This window comes from Gordoniibacillus kamchatkensis, assembly GCF_000829455.1.
Classification (GTDB): Bacteria; Bacillota; Bacilli; order Paenibacillales; family NBRC-103111; genus Gordoniibacillus; species Gordoniibacillus kamchatkensis.
The window spans coordinates 1-18,494 of record NZ_JXAK01000088.1 but is presented as its reverse complement, the minus strand read 5'-3'; the positions used below and the strand labels follow the sequence as shown (position 1 = coordinate 18,494).

At 56.9% G+C, this 18,494-nt stretch carries 17 protein-coding genes; 12 read left to right on the top strand and 5 right to left on the bottom strand.

The features are described from left to right. Positions 1-63: 63 nt before the first annotated feature. Positions 64-537 carry a GNAT family N-acetyltransferase gene (locus tag SD70_RS30020; protein WP_041052246.1) on the bottom strand — a complete coding sequence of 158 codons (474 nt, stop codon included), beginning with the start codon at positions 535-537 and terminating at the stop codon, positions 64-66. 191 nt (positions 538-728) lie between these two features. Between SD70_RS30020 and SD70_RS30015 the strand changes: the two genes are divergently transcribed. The 8 genes from SD70_RS30015 (at position 729) to SD70_RS29980 (ending at position 9,696) form a co-directional block, all read left to right on the top strand. Further along, positions 729-1,229 carry a TRAP transporter small permease gene (locus tag SD70_RS30015; RefSeq protein WP_041052245.1) on the top strand — a complete coding sequence of 167 codons (501 nt, stop codon included), beginning with the start codon at positions 729-731 and terminating at the stop codon, positions 1,227-1,229. Beyond that, complete coding sequence (locus tag SD70_RS30010) at positions 1,226-2,521, top strand: TRAP transporter large permease (protein WP_156158271.1); 1,296 nt, start codon at positions 1,226-1,228, stop codon at positions 2,519-2,521. Before SD70_RS30015 ends, SD70_RS30010 begins: the two co-directional genes overlap by 4 nt. A gap of 109 nt (positions 2,522-2,630) precedes the next feature. Continuing rightward, entirely contained in the window at positions 2,631-3,686 is a 1,056-nt protein-coding gene (locus tag SD70_RS30005; RefSeq protein ID WP_041052244.1) for a TRAP transporter substrate-binding protein, read from the top strand. A gap of 75 nt (positions 3,687-3,761) precedes the next feature. Continuing rightward, positions 3,762-5,588, top strand: coding sequence for a sensor histidine kinase (locus tag SD70_RS30000; protein ID WP_041052242.1), 1,827 nt, complete (start codon positions 3,762-3,764; stop codon positions 5,586-5,588). A 19-nt stretch (positions 5,589-5,607) separates the two neighbouring features. Continuing rightward, positions 5,608-6,345 carry a response regulator transcription factor gene (locus tag SD70_RS29995; RefSeq protein ID WP_041052240.1) on the top strand — a complete coding sequence of 246 codons (738 nt, stop codon included), beginning with the start codon at positions 5,608-5,610 and terminating at the stop codon, positions 6,343-6,345. Between the two features lie 232 nt (positions 6,346-6,577). Continuing rightward, a complete protein-coding gene (locus SD70_RS29990; protein ID WP_041052238.1) occupies positions 6,578-7,627 on the top strand; it encodes an agmatine deiminase family protein in 1,050 nt (349 codons plus the stop codon). Positions 7,628-7,655: 28 nt separating this feature from the next. After that, positions 7,656-8,531: an N-carbamoylputrescine amidase gene (aguB, locus tag SD70_RS29985; protein ID WP_041052236.1), complete on the top strand. Its 876-nt coding sequence runs from the start codon at positions 7,656-7,658 to the stop codon at positions 8,529-8,531. A gap of 160 nt (positions 8,532-8,691) precedes the next feature. Beyond that, positions 8,692-9,696 (top strand): phosphotransferase, encoded by a 1,005-nt coding sequence (locus tag SD70_RS29980; protein ID WP_197081231.1) that lies wholly within the window; start codon positions 8,692-8,694, stop codon positions 9,694-9,696. A gap of 230 nt (positions 9,697-9,926) precedes the next feature. Here SD70_RS29980 and SD70_RS29975 read toward each other — a convergent pair whose 3' ends face one another. Continuing rightward, positions 9,927-10,478 carry a dihydrofolate reductase family protein gene (locus SD70_RS29975; protein ID WP_041052233.1) on the bottom strand — a complete coding sequence of 184 codons (552 nt, stop codon included), beginning with the start codon at positions 10,476-10,478 and terminating at the stop codon, positions 9,927-9,929. A 413-nt stretch (positions 10,479-10,891) separates the two neighbouring features. On the opposite strand from SD70_RS29975, the gene helD reads away from it, so the two are divergent. Further along, positions 10,892-13,276 (top strand): RNA polymerase recycling motor HelD, encoded by a 2,385-nt coding sequence (helD, locus tag SD70_RS29970; RefSeq protein ID WP_041052232.1) that lies wholly within the window; start codon positions 10,892-10,894, stop codon positions 13,274-13,276. Here helD and SD70_RS29965 read toward each other — a convergent pair. Beyond that, entirely contained in the window at positions 13,254-14,135 is an 882-nt protein-coding gene (locus SD70_RS29965) for a YitT family protein (protein WP_041052252.1), read from the bottom strand. The two genes, helD and SD70_RS29965, sit on opposite strands and share 23 nt — an antisense overlap. Positions 14,136-14,276: 141 nt before the next feature. Here SD70_RS29965 and SD70_RS29960 point away from each other — a divergent pair, with 141 nt between their 5' ends. Then, complete coding sequence (locus SD70_RS29960) at positions 14,277-15,041, top strand: threonine/serine exporter family protein (RefSeq protein WP_041052231.1); 765 nt, start codon at positions 14,277-14,279, stop codon at positions 15,039-15,041. Between the two features lie 21 nt (positions 15,042-15,062). Continuing rightward, positions 15,063-15,491, top strand: a complete 429-nt coding sequence (locus SD70_RS29955) for a threonine/serine exporter family protein (RefSeq protein ID WP_041052251.1) — start codon at positions 15,063-15,065, stop codon at positions 15,489-15,491. A 64-nt stretch (positions 15,492-15,555) separates the two neighbouring features. Here SD70_RS29955 and SD70_RS29950 read toward each other — a convergent pair whose 3' ends face one another. Beyond that, complete coding sequence (locus SD70_RS29950; RefSeq protein WP_041052230.1) at positions 15,556-16,011, bottom strand: ferritin-like domain-containing protein; 456 nt, start codon at positions 16,009-16,011, stop codon at positions 15,556-15,558. 131 nt (positions 16,012-16,142) lie between these two features. Between SD70_RS29950 and SD70_RS29945 the strand changes: the two genes are divergently transcribed. Further along, entirely contained in the window at positions 16,143-17,336 is a 1,194-nt protein-coding gene (locus SD70_RS29945; RefSeq protein WP_052488059.1) for an MFS transporter, read from the top strand. Positions 17,337-18,093: 757 nt separating this feature from the next. Here the strand turns inward: SD70_RS29945 and SD70_RS29935 are convergent. Continuing rightward, a partial coding sequence (locus SD70_RS29935; RefSeq protein ID WP_231571666.1) for an HNH endonuclease occupies positions 18,094-18,494 on the bottom strand: 401 nt, incomplete at its 5' end.

Here is an 18,494-nt window from a genome sequence, read left to right as displayed (position 1 = left end):
GCGTGGCTTATCATGGGGAGGGGGATAACGGAACGGTGTTCCTTTATCGCTCCGCCCCCGGCTCTAAGTGATCGTCAACTTGAATTTTTGCCGCGATCCTCCTTCGGGTCCATTAGGGACCTGTTCCTCCAAGGGGACGAACCCGAATTTCCCGTAAAATCGTCTCGCAGGCGCACCGTCCGGAATATCGTCGCCGAAAGTGATTACCGATACTGCTGCCGGCGCGGCGACAAGCTTCAAAACATGCGTCAGAAGCGCCGTTGCGACGCCTCGGTTTCTCGCTTGAGATGAGACAGACAGCCATCTGATATAGTAGTTTGGGGCATTTGACGAAGAGAACAACACCCCGCCAAGCAAGCGGATCCCCGGCGGTCCGTCGGTTTCCCGCGCGCAGAAGGCGCTTTGTCGATGAATATTTTTCTCTAATGCCTGAATAAACTGCGGATCATCCACCATTGGACCAAACAGGTATTCCACTTCGGAAACGAGTTCCAGCCAGCCGGCTATGTCATCCTTTGTAGCGTGCACAACCTTCATAACCAAAACCTCTCCTTCCACGCCAGTACAAATCATTTCCACATTATACCATACCCTTTCCTCGGCACCCCCTAAAAAAAATTACAAATAAATCTAAAACCGCGGGCGTTACCAAAACCGTTGAAAGCCTTTACAATTGGCTTGGAATCGCTACGATTCCGATTCCGACTGCATCCAGGGGGGAGAAGCAATTGAAGACGCTGCGGCGAATCGCTCTGCTCATCGACAGCTTTTTTGAAAATTTTGCGCTCATCGCGCTCGCATCGATGACGGTCATCGTCACGCTTCAGGTCATTACCCGCAAACTGTTCAACCACGTGTTTTTCTGGTCGGAAGAGGTGACGCTGCTGCTGATGGTGTGGTTCTCGTTTATGGGCATCGCCATCGGCTTCCGGGAGAAGCTGCACATGTCGATGGACAGCTTGACCAAGTTTTTTTCGAAGCGCGTGAACCGGGTGCTCGACAAAATCATCGATGTTTGCATTTTCTTGTTCGGACTGTATTTGATCGTGAACGGGTGGCAATTTACGATGCTCATGAACGAGTCGAAGCTTCCCGCCACGCAGCTGCCGAACAGCGTCCAGTATGCCGTCATGCCGATCACCGGCGTCATGATCTGCGTTTACAGCTTCCTGCAGTTCATCGGCGTCGACACGATCCGCCACCACGGCGTCGAGGAGGTGTCCGAATGATCAATGCTATGGCGATTGCTATCCTAGTCGTCAGCTTCGTCGTGCTCATCGTGCTGCGGTTTCCGATCTCGATTACGCTGGCCGGCTCAACGCTGCTGACGCTCATGTATCTCGACGTGCCGTGGGTCGTCGTCGGCCAGCGGATGATCCAGGGCATCAACTCGTTCCCGCTGCTGACGATTCCTTTCTTTATATTGGCCGGACAAATTATGAGCGCGGGCGGGATGGCGGTGCGGCTCGTCAACCTGGCGCAGCTGTTCGTCGGCGCCGTGCGCGGCGGGCTCGCTCTGGTGAACTGCGTCGCCTGCATGTTTTTCGGGAACATTTCCGGTTCGGCGGTCGCGGACGTATCGTCTATCGGCTCCGTGCTCATCCCGGCGATGAAGAAAAAAGGCTACGACGCCGATTACGCCGTCGCCGTCACGACGTCGGCCGCCATTCAAGGCGTCGTCGTGCCGCCGAGCCACAATCTGGTCTTGTACTCGATCGCCGCCGGGGGTGTCTCGATTTCCAGCCTGTTTCTGGGCGGCATCGTGCCCGGCGTTTGCTTGCTGCTGACGTTGATGGCCATCTCCTATTTCATCGCCGTGAAGCGCGGCTACGCCAAAGGAGAGCCGGTCAAACGGGCGGACGTGCCGAAAATTATCCGCGACGGCTTTCTCTCGCTCATGGCCGGCGTCATCATTCTCGGCGGCATTTTGAGCGGCTGGTTTACGGCGACCGAATCCGGCGCCATGGCGTGTGCGTACGCGTTCATCCTGACGTTTTTCGTGTACCGAGACGTGCCGCTCAAGCAGTTTTACGTGATTCTGAGGCGCACGTTCCGGACCGTCTCGATGGTGCTGTTCCTGATCGCCGCTTCGGACGCATTCGGCTGGATCCTGGCGTATCTGAAAATACCGGGCCTCGTCACCGATCTGTTCCTGAACATTTCGAACAACCCGTACATCATTCTGCTGCTCATCAACGTGCTGCTGCTCTTGCTCGGCTTCCCGATGGACATGGCGCCGATGATCCTGATCATGACGCCGATCCTGCTGCCGGTCGTAACGGCGATGGGCGTCGATCCGGTCCATTTCGGCATCATTATGATTCTCAACTGCGGCATCGGGCTCATTACGCCTCCCGTCGGCACCGTTCTGTTCGTCGGGTGCGCGATCGGTCGCGTATCCGTCGATCAGGCGACGAAAGCGTCGTGGCCGTTCTTCTTTGCGATGTGCGGCGTGCTGCTGCTTTTGACGTACGTGCCGCAAATTACGCTGTGGCTGCCCCATTTGGCCGGAGGGAAATAATGCTAAAAATATTACAAAAAAATATAAAACGGCTCGCCTACGATCTGTATACGCTTTCAATTATACTGATACCTAGCAGACACATTACCGATAAAGGGGAGACTGCGCGATGAACAAAAAGTTGCTCGCGGGCACGACCGCGGCGATGCTGCTGGCCGGCATGCTGCTCGCAGGCTGCGGCGCCAAAGACGCCGGGACGAACGCCGCCGGAGGCAGCGGCCAAGCCGCAGGAGGGGCGGCCAAGCCGGAGGAGAAGAAGCAGGCGCTCACATTTCGTCTGGCCGACACGCACCCGCCGGATTATCCGACCGTCCTCGGAGATAAGAAATTCGCCGAGCTGGTCAGCCAAAAAACGAACGGGCGCATCAAAATCGACGTCTACCCGTCGTCCCAGCTAGGGGAAGAAAAGGCTGTCGTCGAACAGGTGCAGCTCGGCGCGATCGAGTTCACCCGCGTCAGCACCGGCGTCGTCGCCGATTTCAGCAAAGCGATGGGCGTGTTCAGCTTGCCGTACATTTTCGACAATGAAGCGCACGAGTGGAAGTTTCTGAACAGTGCGGACGGCACGAAGCTGCTCGACAGCTTGTCCGCTTCGAAATTCATCGGCCTCGCCTATTACGATTCCGGCGCCCGCAACTTCTACAGCCGCAAGCCGCTGAAGAGCATCGCCGACCTGAAAGGCCAAAAAATCCGCGTCATCCAAAACAAAATCAACATCGACCTGATGGAAGCGCTCGGCGCGAGCGCAACGCCGATGCCTTACGGCGACGTGTTCAGCTCTCTGCAGACCGGCGTCATCGACGCCGCCGAGAACAACTGGCCGAGCTACGATACGTCGAACCACTACACCGTTGCGAAAAACTTGATTCTGGACGGTCACCAGCGCGTCCCGGAAGTGCTCATGATGAGCAAGGTCGCCTTCGACAAACTGTCCGACGAGGACAAGAAAATCATCAAGCAAGCGGCGCTCGACTCGGTTCAATACCAGCGCGACGAGTGGAAAAAGTTCGAGAAGAAGTCCGAGGAGAAAATCCGCGCCGCAGGCGTTACGATCACCGAAGTGACGGACGCCAAGCCGTGGCAGGACAAAGTAAAATCGGTCATCGACAAATATCGCGCCGATTACAAAGACGTCCTCGACGCTATCGACAAAGCGCGCAAATAAGAATACAATTTGCTTACCGGGGGTGCTGAGCAGGCTCCCCTTTTTTCTACGATGCACGGCGAAAGAGGGCGCATCATGAACCGTTCCTGGCTGTCCAGGCTGGGCCGCATCGCCAGACTGCTCCTGATGCGGGACCGGCCGCTTGTGACCAAGCTGCTTGTGTTTGCCGCGCTGCTCGTTGTCGTGCCGATGTGCTTTATCGGGCTGCTGTCATACTTGCGCTCCGCGGCAGTGCTGGAGAACGAAGCGCGGCAGTACAGCTGGCAAATCATCGAGCAAGTGAACACGCACGTCGGCTATTATGTAAACGATTTCGAAATCAGCATTCTGAAAATCATCAACGATCCGGTCATTAACGCTTTCACCAAGATGAAATCGCGCGAGGAGCTCGATCAGAGCGGCATCCAGAGTACCGTCAAGCAGGTGCTGCGCAACGCGGCGTATTCCCGCTCGGACATTTCGAACATCACCGTCGTGCTGGAAAACATTCAGACGATCGATGCATTGACGAACAATTCATCCAGCCCGACGAACGAACCGCAAAAGGAATATTGGTACGCTGCCGTGCCGGCCGGCTACGAGCCGAAAATTTTTACGAGGGTCATCGCTATCGACGACCGCAAAGAGCAGGTCATCTCCATCGCCCGCCGGCTCGTGAGCCCGATGACGCTGCAGCCGATCGGCATGATCGTGATTGACGTCAACTTCCGGCGGTTTCAGGAAATCGCCGAGAAGGTCGTCATCGGCCGCACCGGGTATTTGTACATTCTCGACTCGGAAGGGCGCTATGTGTATCATCCCAATTTGAACGATTTGGGCATGCCCGCCAATTTTGAAAATTTGCACGAGATGCTGACCGGCAGCGACAGCGGATCGTTCATCACGTCATCCGGCTCCAAACGGCTGCTTACGTATGCGCGCTCCTCGTTTCTCGGCTGGACGCTGGTCACCTCGATTCCGTATGCGGAGGTGATCCAGGGCAACGAATATATTCGCCGCACCATTTTCAATACGGTTGTGATTACGCTTGCGGTAGCGGCGCTGTTCGGCATCGGCTTCGCGAGCAGCATCATCCGCCCGGTGAAGCGGCTTTACGTGTATACGCGGAGAGTGGAGGCCGGCGATTTCAGCGGCAGCATCCGCGTCGAGTCGAAGGACGAGATCGGCCTGCTCACTCACAGCTTCAATCGTATGGTGGCGCGGCTTAGAAGCTTGCTCGACGAAGTGTATTTTTCCAAGCTGCGCGAGACGGAGCTCGCTCTCAGACAGCGGGAAATCGAGCTCAAGGCGCTGCAGTCGCAGATGAATCCGCACTTCATGTACAATTCGCTCGATACGATCCGGGGCATGGCGCTGGAGCATTCGATCGATTCCATATCGGAGATCGCGGCGTCGCTGGCCCGGCTGCTTCGCTACAATTTGAAGAGCGAGTCGCAGACGGTGACGCTGGAGGAAGAGCTGTTTTACGCGGAGCTGTATTTGCGCGTTCAGAAGTACCGGTTTGAACATAAGCTCGAATACGAATTCGACATACCAGAATGGGCGAAAACGCAGCAGATCGCCAAATTTTCGCTGCAGCCGCTCGTCGAGAACAGCATCGTGCACGGCTTCGAGCCGGCGTACGGCATTACCCGCGTCAGCATCTCCGCGCAGCGGGAGTCGGAAGAGGCATTTGTCGTGCAGGTACGGGATACCGGAATCGGCCTATCGGAACAGCGGCTGGCGGAAATCCGCAGCAATTTGAAGGTGAAGGACGTTATCGCCGGCGGGCCGAACATCGGCATCGTCAACGTGCATCGCCGCATCCAATACTTGTTCGGCGACGCATACGGCGTCACGATCGATAGTGCCGGCGAGCAGGGAGCCGTCGTTCGGATCCGGCTGCCGCTGACCGCATCATGAGCTGCAGGGAGGGAAGACGTTGCATACCGTACTGTTAGTCGAAGATGAACGCTGGGTCCGAACGGCGGTGAAGCGGACGATCGAGAAGACCGGGCTGCCGTTTCGCGTCCTCGGCGAATGCGAGAACGGGCTCGAGGCGCTCGATTGGCTGCAGGGCCATTCGGCCGAGCTGGTCATGGCGGATATCCGGATGCCGGTAATGGACGGGTTGACGTTCGTCGACCAGCTGCGGGAGCGGGGCGAACTTCTGCCGGTCATTATGCTCAGCGGCCATGACAGCTTCAGCTACGTGCAGCATGCGCTCAGGTCGGGCGTTTTCGATTATTTGCTGAAGCCGGTTGAGACGGAGGACATGAAAGCGTGTCTGAGCAAGTGGATGAAAACGAGGGCGACTTCCGGCGCATCGCCTGCGCGGGATCGGGACGCAACGGTGCGGGAGCTCTCGCCCGTCGAGCAGGTGGTGCGGCTCATCCGCGAACGTTTGCCGGGGGACATTTCGCTTACGGAAGCGGCTGCGGCGGTGCATTTGAACCCAAGCTATTTGAGCCAGCTGTTCAAGCAGCGCATGAACCAAACGTTCGTCGAATACGTGCTGCAGGCGCGCATGGATGAGGCGGAGCGGCTGCTTGCCCATACGTCGCTGCGCATCTCGGAAATCGCCGAGCGGCTCGGTTATGCGGACATTTCGTATTTCAGCAACACCTTCAAGCGGCTGAAGGGGCGCCCGCCGTCGGAATACCGGAAGACGGCGAAATAAGGGCGAAAATCGGCGTTGACGGCATCGACACGATTACGATGTTGGACAAGTTCAGCGACGACGCTTTCGGCGGGGACGGTTCCGCGGCGGAAACGGCTAGAGCCGGCGCCGAAGCGTCGCCCGGACGGTAACGTTCTCCTATTTGAGCCGCATAGAAGTTTAGTATATGATAATGGGGATGGCCCGAACGAGGGGCCGTCCTCATTTTGCGTGAAGCGAGCTGATCCTTGATATGAACCCGAGAACTCTTAACTATCGTATGCCCCCGGAGTGGGCTCCCCATACAAGAACTTTCATTTCCTGGCCGGTGCAGGATTCGATGTGTTACCCGGACGACTACGACGCGGTGTGCGGCGGCTATGCCGAAATTATCCGCGCCATTGCCGAGTTCGAGCCGGTGACGGTCGTTGTGGGTCCGGACGATCGCGATAAGGTGGCGGCGTATTTTCCAGGTGCGGGGGACCGCATCGAGCTGCTGCCTATCGAGCATAACGACGCTTGGCTGCGGGACAATGGGCCGACGTTCGTCACCCGCGAAGACGGCGAAGTGGCCGGCGTCAACTGGGGATTCAACGCCTGGGGCGGCAAGTACAGCCCGTGGGATCTCGACGACAAGGTGGCGCCGCAAATTTTGGAGCATGTCGGGCTGAAGCGGTTTGATGCTCCGCTCGTGCTCGAAGGCGGCTCGATCCACGTCGACGGCGAAGGCACGCTCATTACGACCGAGGAATGCTTGCTTAATGAGAACCGGAACCCGGACCTGTCGCGCGAGCAGATCGAGGAGTATTTGAAGCAGTACGTGAACATCGATAAGGTGATTTGGCTCAAACAAGGCCTTAGCGGCGACGAGACGGACGGGCATGTCGACAATATCGCCTGCTTCGCGGCGCCGGGCAAAGTCATCTTGCAAGTGTGCGACGACCCGAGCGACGAGAACTATGCGATTACTCAGGACAATTTGCGCCTGCTCGCGGACGAAACGGACGCGCAGGGCCGCAAGCTGGAAGTGGTCCAAATTCAGCAGCCGCCGCGCGTCGACCATGACGGGAAACGCTTGACGCTGAGCTATTTGAACTTTTATTTCGTGAACGGAGGCATCATCCTGCCGGTATTCGGCGGGACGGCGGCGGAAACCGACCGGCTGGCCATCGAGACGCTGCAGCGGACGTTCCCGGACCGGCGCATCCGCACGGTCGACGGGATGGCCATTATCCGCGAGGGCGGCAACGTGCACTGCACGACGCAGCAAATGGCCGCAGGTGTGCCCGTGCCGAGGACTTAATTGAACTTAAGAGAGGAGTGCTGACGCTGTGAGAAAAGTAAAAGTAGCGGCCACACAGATGAGCTGCTCTTGCGACATAGACGAAAATATCGCCAAAGCGGACCGGCTCGTCCGCGAAGCGGCAGGGCAAGGCGCGCAAATCATCCTGCTGCAGGAGCTGTTCGAGACGCCATACTTCTGCCAGAAGGAGAAAGCCGATTATTACAAGTACGCGACCGAGCTGGAAGAGAACAAGGCTGTGAACCATTTCAAAAAGGTGGCGCGCGAGCTCGGAGTCGTGCTGCCGATCAGCTTCTACGAGAAGAAAAACTATGCCCGCTACAACTCGCTGGCCGTAATCGATGCCGACGGCGAGGTGCTGGGGCGTTACCGCAAAAGCCACATTCCGGACGGTCCGGGGTATGAGGAGAAGTTTTACTTTAACCCGGGCGACACGGGCTTCCAAGTGTGGAAAACGAGATATGCCAAAATCGGCGTCGGCATTTGCTGGGACCAGTGGTATCCGGAAGCGGCGCGCTGCATGACGCTCATGGGCGCGGAGCTGCTGTTCTACCCGACGGCGATCGGCTCCGAGCCGCAGGACGCCGGGATCGATTCGCGCGATCACTGGCAAATGTGCATGCTCGGCCACGCCGCGGCGAACCTGATCCCTGTCGTCGCTTCGAACCGCATCGGCGTCGAGACGGACGAAGACTCGAGCATCACGTTCTACGGCTCGTCGTTCATCGCAGGCCCGCAGGGCAATAAGGTGGCTGAGGCGGGCCGTACGGAAGAAGCGGTGCTGACGGCGGAATTTGACCTCGATCAGCTGGAGACGCAGCGCATCGAGTGGGGCATTTTCCGCGACCGCCGGCCGGACCTGTACAAGATTATCACGACCTACGACGGCGAGCGGAACGTGTAAACGAACCGGCTGCGGCAAAAACGGCTCTCTTTACCTGCTGGTAAAGGGAGCCGTTTTTTATGTGCGCCCGTTCGTAGGCAACAAAGGAATTGAATCCTTGACACAGAATAGTAAAGACATGTTGCTGTCTGTACATTCCTGCGAAAGGTTGTGGTCTTCCATGCGTGAACCTAAACCGTATTGGCGAGATGTCCCCTTAGAGCTGCGGAAGCAAGTTGAGGGCATAATGGCAAGTTCGATACGAACGGCCGCTCGCGTATTTGGAGGTTACGGACCTAGCGCAACATTTCGAATATTCTTAGAAGACGGAAGAACCATATTCGCCAAAGGAGCCGGACAAGGGTCTATTGCGGAAAATTGGAGGGTGCTTCCCTTCGAAGAAGCGGTATATCGCGATGTCGCTGCGATTGCTCCAATTTCTCCTCGCTATTTCGGGTCTGTGCGCGCTGACGGCTGGCATCTTTTATTGCTGGAGGATTTACAACATGCCAAGAAGGTTCCGCCTTGGTCCGAGGCATTGGCTTTACAAGCGATCCGGGATATAGCGGCATTTCACGTACGGGGACTTTCTGAGGCCGGTAAGGTTGAAGCAATGGCAAGCAAAGGTATAACCGATAATTGGCTTAACATTAAAAATAACAGCGATGAACGAAACGATTTTCTTGGACTGTTTGAAGAGAACAGAAACGAAGCCGAGGCCTGGCTTGATGCGGCAATCGATACGCTGATTCGGATGGAAGCGGAGCTGATGCGTCCAGACCAACCTTGGGGATTCATCCATAAAGATATACGTTCGGATAATCTTCGCTTTAGAAACGGTTCTTTGGTGTTGTTCGATTGGGCACTGGCATGCAGGGGACCGTTACTATTTGATGCAGGTTTCTTCTTTCCGAGTATTGAGGGCGAAGGAGGACCAGCCGCGGAACGTTTGTTGCCGGAATATAAAAGAGTAATGACTGCTCATGGCATTGATTTTCCCGTATTTGCCGAACAATCAGTTGCCGTTGCTACAGCAGGATTTTTTGCGGCGAGAGCCGGGAAACCGCCAATACCGTTACTCCCGCGACTTAGATATATTCAGCGTTTGCAATTGGGACCTGCACTCCGGTGGTCATCCAATCTTCTCGGGCTGCCTTCTCCTCCTAAAGTAAATTTCATTGGTTGATGTGTGTCCAAAGAAAATAAAGTATGAGACTGTAGTTGTTGATCTGACGCAGTTTCCGGAGTTTGAAAAACTTCAGGTATTGAAAAATATGGTTTAGACTGACCCCAATATTTCAAACGGCGGCAGCCCTGAGCGAGAAAATAAAGTCATAGACTGCCGCTGTCTTGTGGAACTAATGTTCTCCGTTAGCCATACATGTAGCGCAAAAGCCTCGGTGATCAGCCAAGCAGTTAACGAACGGGCGTGTAGCGGAGCACCACGACGCCGGAGCCGAAGGATTTGGTCCCGCTCAGCTTCAGATTCAGTCGCTCATGAACTCCCCCCAATAATTGGGGGCCACGTCCGGCAACGATTGGCTGTACCAAGAAGTGATACTCATCCACCAAGCCTAGTTGTGCCAGGGTGGAACCGAGGCCGGGACCGCCGTTAACGACTAGGTTCTTCCCTTCTGCCGTAAGCTGTCGTACCTCCTCGGAAACAGGCCCCTTCAACAAGAAAGAGTTCTGCCACGACACATGATCCAGCGTCCGCGAGAAGACGTACTTGGGTTTCCGATCGAGCTTGCGTGCGAAGTCGACCATGAATTGAGGTCCGTCGCCGCTGCTGGCAATGGCTGGCCAAGCACTTTCCATCAGCTGGTAGATTTCACGTCCAAAAAGCAGACCATCGGACTGGTCCATCAGGTCCACCGTATACTGGTGGAGCTCCTCATCCGCAATCACCTGCGTGTGGTCACAGCAACCGTCCAGCGTCACATTCATCATCAGGATTAAACGTCCCATATGTAGCCTCCTTTTGTCTGTATTTTATCATCCAAAAGGAGGCCCGGTTTCTCCTGGATTGCTAATGTGCACAGTCCGGGCCCTACCGAATACAACTTTAGTTTAACGGAGGATGGCCCGTTAGCTTAACTAACGGGCGCCAGTCTAATACTTTATTTTCACCTGACATGATGAGCACGTTCCACCGCTCCATTGAGCGGTTTTTTTGTTTTAAAAATAAAAAAGCGGCCCCCCACCGGACTTTCCGGTACGAGCCGTTTTCGTTTCCTGTTGCAGCTATAGGTACGGTTATGGTAACATCAACATACGCGACCTGTTTTTTCGCCATTGCGAATATGTTCGCGTATCTATCCAAAATAATTGTAGCACAATGAACCGACGATGTCAACAGTTCCATTTCAAGGAGGATGCGTATGAGCGGGAATGTTTCGGAACGCGAGGCTGAGCAGCAGCGAGTAACACTTGTGCAGCACATCATAGCAAGCCGCATGGAGGAGCTCGCCGGGCAGCTAAGCGAGATGAGGGAAGAGGTCGTCGACATCCGCAAGCATTTTTGGGACGATGTAACCGTGAATCTCGACGACATGATCGAAACGCAGGCGTCGATGAAGCAGCAGTCGGAGCTGCTCGCGGAACGGGAGCGGGGCCACAGCGTCCTGCAGCGGCAGTACAAAAGCTTGCAGCGCCTGCAGCAATCGCCTTACTTCGGACGAATCGATTTCCGCGAGCAGGGGGATAGCGCGGCGGAAGTCATTTACCTCGGAACCGCATCGCTGCTCGGCGACGACGGCGAGAGCTTGCTCATTTACGACTGGCGGGCGCCGATTTCGAGCTTGTATTACGATTACGGCCCGGGGCCGGCGGAATACGACACGCCTTCCGGCAAAATCGCCGGCACGATGGAGCTGAAGCGGCAGTTCGTGTTCAAGCACGGCGCCATCGAGTATATGTTCGATACGAGCTTGACGATCGGCGACGAGATTTTGCAGCAGGTGCTTGCGCATAGTGCGGACGGCCATATGAAAAACATCGTCGCTACCATTCAGCGGGACCAGAACCGCGTCATTCGCGAGGACCGCAAGCGCTGCCTGATCGTCTCCGGTCCGGCCGGCAGCGGCAAAACGTCCGCCGCGCTGCAGCGGGTCGCTTACTTGCTGTACAAATACCGCCGCCAGCTGACCGCCGACCAGATCGTGCTGTTCTCGCCGAACCCGATGTTCAAGAAGTACGTATCGACCGTGCTGCCCGATCTCGGCGAGGAAAACATGCAGCAGTCCACGTTTCAAGAATATTTGGAGCATCGGCTCGCGGACCGTTTCCAGCTGGAAGATCCTTTTGCGCAGCTGGAAACGGCGCTGACCGGCGCCCGGGATCCGGGGTACGAGGCAAGGCTGGAGGGCATCCGGTTCAAGTCGTCGGCCCGCTTCTTCCGGATGGTGCAGCGCTACAAAACCTCCTTGGAGCGGCAAGGCCTGATATTCCGGGATGTAAAGGTGCGCGGGCATGTGCTCTTGTCCGCCAAGCAGCTGGAGGAATGGTTTTATCCGGACGGCAATCCGGGCGGGAAGCTTGCGCCGAGAGTAGCCGCTTTGCTGGAGCTGGTGCTGAAGGAGGCGAAAAAGGCGCTCTTTGCGCTCCGTGATGAGCCGTGGGTGGAAGAAGAAGTGGAGCTGCTCGGCCGCGACGATTATGACGAGGTGTACCGGAGGCTGCAGAAAGCCGAAAGCAAAGGCAATGGGACGTTCAACGAACGCCGGGAGGAAGCCGAGCTGCTGAAGGAGCTCGTGCTGGACCGCTACCATCGCCGTTTGCGCAAAAGGCTCAAGCGGTTCGCTTTTCTCGATTTCGAGGCGACGTACCTGAGGCTGTTCGAGGATCCGGCTCTGGCGTCAAGCCTGCTGGACGAAGACGCCGATGCGGACGGGCTGCCAATGCTATGGCCGGAAATTTGCCGGCAGACGGTAGAAAAGCTGCAGCGCCGCGAGCTTTCCCAGGAAGACGCCACGCCGTTTTTGTACTTGAAGGGGCTCATTGAAGGCTTTCACGTCAATCTTGGCATTCGCCATGTTTTTATCGACGAAGCGCAAGATTATTCTCCGTTTCAGTACGAGTTCCTGAAGCAGCTTTTTCCGCGCGGAAGGATGACGCTGCTCGGCGACCATAACCAGATCATCAACGCGTACTCGGCGGTGCCTGGCTTGGAGACGCTGACCGGCCTATACGGCGAGGAAGAGACGGAAGTAATCCGTTTCACCAAGTCGTACCGTTCCACGAAGCCGATTACGGACTTTACCCGCGAACTGCTGCCGGAAGGGAGGAACATCGAGCCGTTCGAGCGGGCAGGGGAGAAGCCGGCGGTTACGGCCGCTGCGGACGAAGAAGCGTTGTACCGGCATATGGCCGGCCGAATCCGCGAACTGAAGCAGCAGCGCTACGGCACGATTGCGGTCATAGGCAAAACGGCGCAGGAATGCGCGAAAGCGTACGAGTCGCTCAAGCCGCTTATGGACGAGAACGAACTGCTGCTGATCACGAAGGAGACGGATGAATTTACAAAAGGCGGGGTCGTCATCCCTTCGTACTTGGCCAAAGGCATCGAGTTCGACGCCGTGCTCATTCACGATGCGTCGCAAGCGGCCTATGCCCGCGAGACCGAGCGCCAGCTGTTCTACATTTCGTGCACCAGGGCGATGCACCGGCTGTACCTATACTACGTAGGGGAACTGAGTCCGTTCGTGCGGGCGGTGAACCCGGAGCTGTACGTGCGGGATAACGCTAGTGAATGTCCTTCTTCTTGAACCGTCCGCCCTTCACGTCGTGAATGTTGCCGACGGCGAGGAACGCCATAGGATCGAGCTCGTCGACGATAGATTTGAGCTTCGCTTCCTCGAGCCGGTTAATGACGCAGAAAATGACTTTCTTCCCGTCGCCGGTAAAGGCGCCCTCGCCGTTCAGGTACGTCACGCCACGCCCAAGCCGGTCGATAATCGCATCCCCGAGGTCCTTGTAGCTGTCGCTGATAATCCATACCGACTTCGACTCGTCGAAGCCCTCAATCGTAATATCGATCGTCTTGAAGGCGATATAGTAGGCGATCAGCGAATACATGGCGTGGTCCCACTTGAACACGAAGCCGGCGCTGCCGAGAATGAAAATATTCATGAACATGACCGTTTCGCCGACGGAGAACGGCAGCTTTTTGTTGAGAAGAATTGCGACGATCTCCGTGCCGTCGAGCGAGCCGCCGGAACGGATGACCATGCCGACGCCGATGCCGAGCGTAATGCCGCCGAACACGGCCGAGAGCAGCGGGTCGAGCGTGATCGGGGGCACCGGGATGAGCAGCGTCGTGCCGATCGACATCGCGAGAACCGCGAACAGCGTGGAGACGGCGAACGTTTTGCCGATTTGCTTGTACCCGACGAATAGGAACGGCAAGTTCAGAACCGTAAGGAACAAGCCGATCGGCAGCCCCGTCAGATGCGCCACAATGATGGAAACGCCGGTAATGCCGCCGTCGATAATGTGATTGGGGACGAGGAAAATTTCCAGCGCGACAGAGACCAGGCCGGACCCCAGCAGCAAAAAGACGATGCGGCGCAGCAATTTGGCCGACGATAATCTGGTGTGTTTGACTGTTTCTCCTTTGGCTTCGATCAAGAGATCATCTCCTTTTCCGCTATGGTTTCTATACATTAAGGATACCACATAGAGCCCGTCCTGGGCACGCGCCGGGGCGGGTGATTGTTTTTCCGCCGCAGTCTTGTATACTAAAATTCGATAGGAAGGAGTGCGAACATGGAGCAATCGTCCCAGGAAACCCGCGACATCGTCGAAGTATGTCTGCTAGCCGGCAAAATCATTCTGCAGAGCGGCGGAGAAACGTATCGCGTGGAAGATACGATGACCCGCATCGCCGCTTCATACGGTTTGACGCAAACGCACAGCTTCGTCATGCCGACGGGCATCCTGTTCTCGATTGATGAAAAATCCGCGCCGGCGACCCGCCTCGTCCGCATTTCGGAACGGTCCACCGATTTGCGCAAAGTGACGATCGTCAACGACCTGTCGCGGCGAATCAGCCAGGGACAGCTGTCTGCAAGCGAGGCGCTGCAGCGGCTTCGCGATCTCGACGCGGCGAACTTGTCGTATCCGGTTTGGGTGCAGGCCGCAGCCGCAGCGCTGGTGAGCGGATGTTTTCTGATCATGTTTCAAGGCGGGTGGCCGGACTTTGCCGCGGCATGCGCGGCTGGCGGGATCGGATATGCTGGTTCCGTCTTTTTGCAACGGCTCGTTCCGATCAAATTTTTCACCGAGTTTCTGGCGGCGCTCATCATCGGCACGCTCGCGTTCGGGCTTGTCCGCATCGGCGCCGGGCACGATCTCGACCGGATTATTGTCGGCTCCGTCATGCCGCTTGTGCCGGGGCTGCTCATTACGAACGCCGTGCGCGATTTGATGGCGGGACACCTCGTGTCGGGCTTGTCCAAAGGCGCCGAAGCGTTCCTTACCGCGTTCGCGATCGGTGCCGGAATCGCGTTCGTGCTTTCATTTTACCGGTAAGGAGGCGGCGGCAGCGTGTTTATGCTCGAACAGCTCGTCATCAGCTTTATCGCTTCGGCCGGCTTCGGCATCGTCTTCAATGTGCCCAAAGACACGCTGCTCAAATGCGGCTTCGTCGGCATGCTCGGCTGGCTCGTTTATTTGCTGCTGACCGGCCGCGGCTTCGACGAGATTTTGGCCAGCCTCGGCGCTTCGATTGTTGTCACGGCTTTGAGCCAAGTGTTCGCCAGGCTGTACAAAACGCCGATCATCGTGTTCAGCGTAGCGGGCGTCATCCCGCTCGTGCCGGGCGGCCTCGCCTACGACGCGATGCGAAGCGTCGTCGAGAACCGGTACGATCAGGCGGTACAGCTCGCCGCCAAGGCGTTCATGATTTCCGGCGCGATCGCGATCGGGCTCATGTTCTCGGAAGTCGTTTATTTGCTGCTTCGCCGCGTAAGGTCAAGATGATTTGGGTGCAAAATGGCGGGAATCCCGGAAAATGCGCGATTCCCGCCATTTTGCCGGGGCCGCTTCAGCGATTCAGAGTATAGAAGTACAAAAACCAAACAGCGTGATTCTGCTCGTCGAATGCCGCACGGCGAAACGCTTCGCGGACCGCGTGGGTGCGGCCGCGGTCGGCAAGCTCGTGGTATTGGTCGACCGTCTCCTGTTCGTCGATGAGAGCGGCCTGCAATCCGGCGATGTACTCGGACGGGCACGTCTCCGTCAGCTTCGGGCTATGCATTGAACCAGTCAGCGAATGGTACAGCCGCGATAAGGTTTGGTAATGCCGCTCCTCGTCGCGGCGAATTTCGAGAATGCGGGTGCGCTGCGCGTCATGCGGGGCAAGTTTGGCCAGCTCCGCATAGCAGACGATGGCGCTGTACTCGCCGTCGATCGCTTTGGCAACGTCCGCGGCGAGCCGGGCGTCAGGACTGGCCGGCGGCTCCCGGAAGCCGAGCGGATAAGCGTAAGAAAATGGGTACAAGTCAAGAACCTCCCTTACTGCTTACAGCATATGAGCAGAGATGGGCAAATGCGCCGCTTGGCGAGGTTAAATTCAGCCGTAAGCGGAATGTCATCCAGCCTCGCTTACTGAAAGGGGTCAAACCGTAACTAATGACAGTGCGCATCCACTTGCTTCGGGGCTATAACTTCTTTTATTTTGCCATGTTTTCAGTGTTTTTCTCCTTCTTGCCGGTGTATGCGGCAGAGCAGGGCGTATCTTCTGCCGATGTCGGCAGCTTAATGGCGCTTGGGGCGCTGGTTGGGGTCGCCGCACAGCCGGTATGGGGCATGGTAAGCGACCGCCGGCGCACGGTGCGCGGCGTGCTTCTCCTGCTGCTGGCGATCTCGGTGGGGGCCGGCGTCCTGTTGTATCGGACTTCCGATTTGGCCTTGCTCTATGTGGCGGTCGTAGTGATGTACTTTTTCTTTTTGCCGACCGATCCGCTGGTGGAGAGCTTGAACGTGCAGACGACGCAGCGCGCCGGGATCAGCTTCGGTTCGGTGCGGATGTTCGGCGCGCTCGGCTACGCGGTGGCGTCATATGCGGCGGGGGCCGTTTTGCAGGCCGCGGGGATGAAGTCGCTATGGCTGCTGTTTCTGGCATGCGGCGTTCCGGCGCTGGCGCTGTGCTTCACGGTGGGGGACGTACCCGTTAGCGGCAAGCCGGTCGCATTTCGGGAATTGCGCGGTTTTTTCGGCAGAGGGGTGACGATCCGGTTCTTTCTGATGATTTTGCTGATCGCCGTTCCGCACCGGATGAACGACAGCTTTATCGGCATTTATGTACAGGCGAACGGTGGCGGGGTGAACCTGGTAGGCGACGCTTGGGCGGTCATGACAGTAACGGAAGTCGTCTTCTTTGCCATCATTCACCGCTTTATCCGGCAAGGGTCGGAGCTGCGGCTCATCGCGCTCGCTTCGGCGCTTTATGCTGTGCGCTTTCTGCTATGCGTGCTGGTGAAGGATCCGGTTTACGTTGTTGGCTTCCAATTGTTCCAGGGCGTTACTTTCGTGCTGTTTTATTCCGCGGCGATCGGGTATTTGTACCGCATCGTGCCGGAGCAATGGAAATCGACGGGCCAGACGATGCTGGCCGTCTGCTTCTTCGGCGTCTCCGGGGTTGTCGGCTCGTTCATCGGCGGACGCATCTTGCAAGGCTACGGCGGGGCGACGCTGTACGCGGTCATGACGGCGGTGGCGGCGGCAGGCTGCATTGCGGCGCTCGCGGTCGATCTGGCGGATAAAAAGGAGGCTGCGGCGGGGGGCGGTTCTCTTTCGATGTTTGGGGAAAAATCGGATAGTTGAGATGGAGTCCTTGTTTTGGGATAAACGCTTCGTTTGTTTCGCTCCCGCTGCTTCCGGTTAACGGAAATCTGTTCCGTTATTGGCCTATTTCCCGTGTATTTCCCGAAAATAGCGGAACGAGGGTGCGTTATCTCGGCATTTTAGGCGAGAATCGCTCGAGTTCCGGGCCGATAGCGGAACTGCGTTCCGTTAAGAATGAGCCGGTGCCTCTCTGTCCGCGCAATAACGGAACTGAGTTCCTTTAAGGCGGCCAAGGGCATGTGCGCATGGAGCTCATGATTTGACCGCCCGGCAGCGTTCCTCATGATTGGAACCTCGCTTCGGTTAAAGTCCTCGTCTTTTGCGGAGCCGGAAAAAATCAATATACTCGTTTCTTCCAGCAAAATAGGGTTGCGGTCTTGTACCATTTCGTGTAAAATGAGAACGTATTTGACGGCAACCCCTTATATTGTTCCACGTTAGCAGGATTACCTTCCGAATCCTCCATGCACCAACTCCTTATTTTCGTAGTAACTCACGGCTGCAAGTTACCTGTTAAGGATTCACGAATGCAACACTGGAGCGGTCAATGGAGCCGCAAGGACAAAAGAGAGGCAGGGCTTTTGTCGCTTCGTGCAATAGGTCACCCGGAACAAGCTCGCGGTTCCCGCGAATACAATAAGATCCCCATACCGCCAGGCGGTGTGGGGATCGTCCATTTGTAACGGGGTTTTGCGGCGCAGGGCAAACGCGGGTCACGGGACCGAGGATTCGTAAGTCAAGCTTCTTCTTCGTCAGTGACGAAGTCCTCCAGGTTTTTGTCGGCCTTGCTCTGATTGCACAGGTGGCATGCGCAAACGCAGTTCATCGGCGTCGTATGGCCGCCCTTGGCGCGCGGAACGAGATGGTCGATCGTATCGCCGTATTCCCCGCAAAAATAACACGTATAATTATCGCGCGTCAGCACGTACTGGCGGAACGACTTGTTCGTATACAGCCGCCGGATCGTATGGCGGTTGACGACGACGGCGGCGTGCTCGCGCACGAGGTTGACCGCTGTCTCGAGGTCGGTGTCCTGCACCCAGCGCCGTCCTTTGTCCGTTTTGCCGCGCATTTTGATGAAGCCGCTGCGCAGCGGCTTCAACACGTCCGCGTCCGGGCCCTCGGGACGCGGCGGAG

Coding starts and splice junctions, on each gene's coding strand:
- SD70_RS30020 (WP_041052246.1), bottom strand. CDS start 537: ATGAAGGTTGTGCACGCTACAAAGGATGACATAGCCGGCTGGCTGGAA.
- SD70_RS30010 (WP_156158271.1), top strand. CDS start 1,226: ATGATCAATGCTATGGCGATTGCTATCCTAGTCGTCAGCTTCGTCGTG.
- SD70_RS30005 (WP_041052244.1), top strand. CDS start 2,631: ATGAACAAAAAGTTGCTCGCGGGCACGACCGCGGCGATGCTGCTGGCC.
- SD70_RS30000 (WP_041052242.1), top strand. CDS start 3,762: ATGAACCGTTCCTGGCTGTCCAGGCTGGGCCGCATCGCCAGACTGCTC.
- SD70_RS29990 (WP_041052238.1), top strand. CDS start 6,578: ATGAACCCGAGAACTCTTAACTATCGTATGCCCCCGGAGTGGGCTCCC.
- SD70_RS29980 (WP_197081231.1), top strand. CDS start 8,692: ATGCGTGAACCTAAACCGTATTGGCGAGATGTCCCCTTAGAGCTGCGG.
- SD70_RS29975 (WP_041052233.1), bottom strand. CDS start 10,478: ATGGGACGTTTAATCCTGATGATGAATGTGACGCTGGACGGTTGCTGT.
- helD (WP_041052232.1), top strand. CDS start 10,892: ATGAGCGGGAATGTTTCGGAACGCGAGGCTGAGCAGCAGCGAGTAACA.
- SD70_RS29960 (WP_041052231.1), top strand. CDS start 14,277: ATGGAGCAATCGTCCCAGGAAACCCGCGACATCGTCGAAGTATGTCTG.
- SD70_RS29955 (WP_041052251.1), top strand. CDS start 15,063: ATGCTCGAACAGCTCGTCATCAGCTTTATCGCTTCGGCCGGCTTCGGC.
- SD70_RS29945 (WP_052488059.1), top strand. CDS start 16,143: ATGACAGTGCGCATCCACTTGCTTCGGGGCTATAACTTCTTTTATTTT.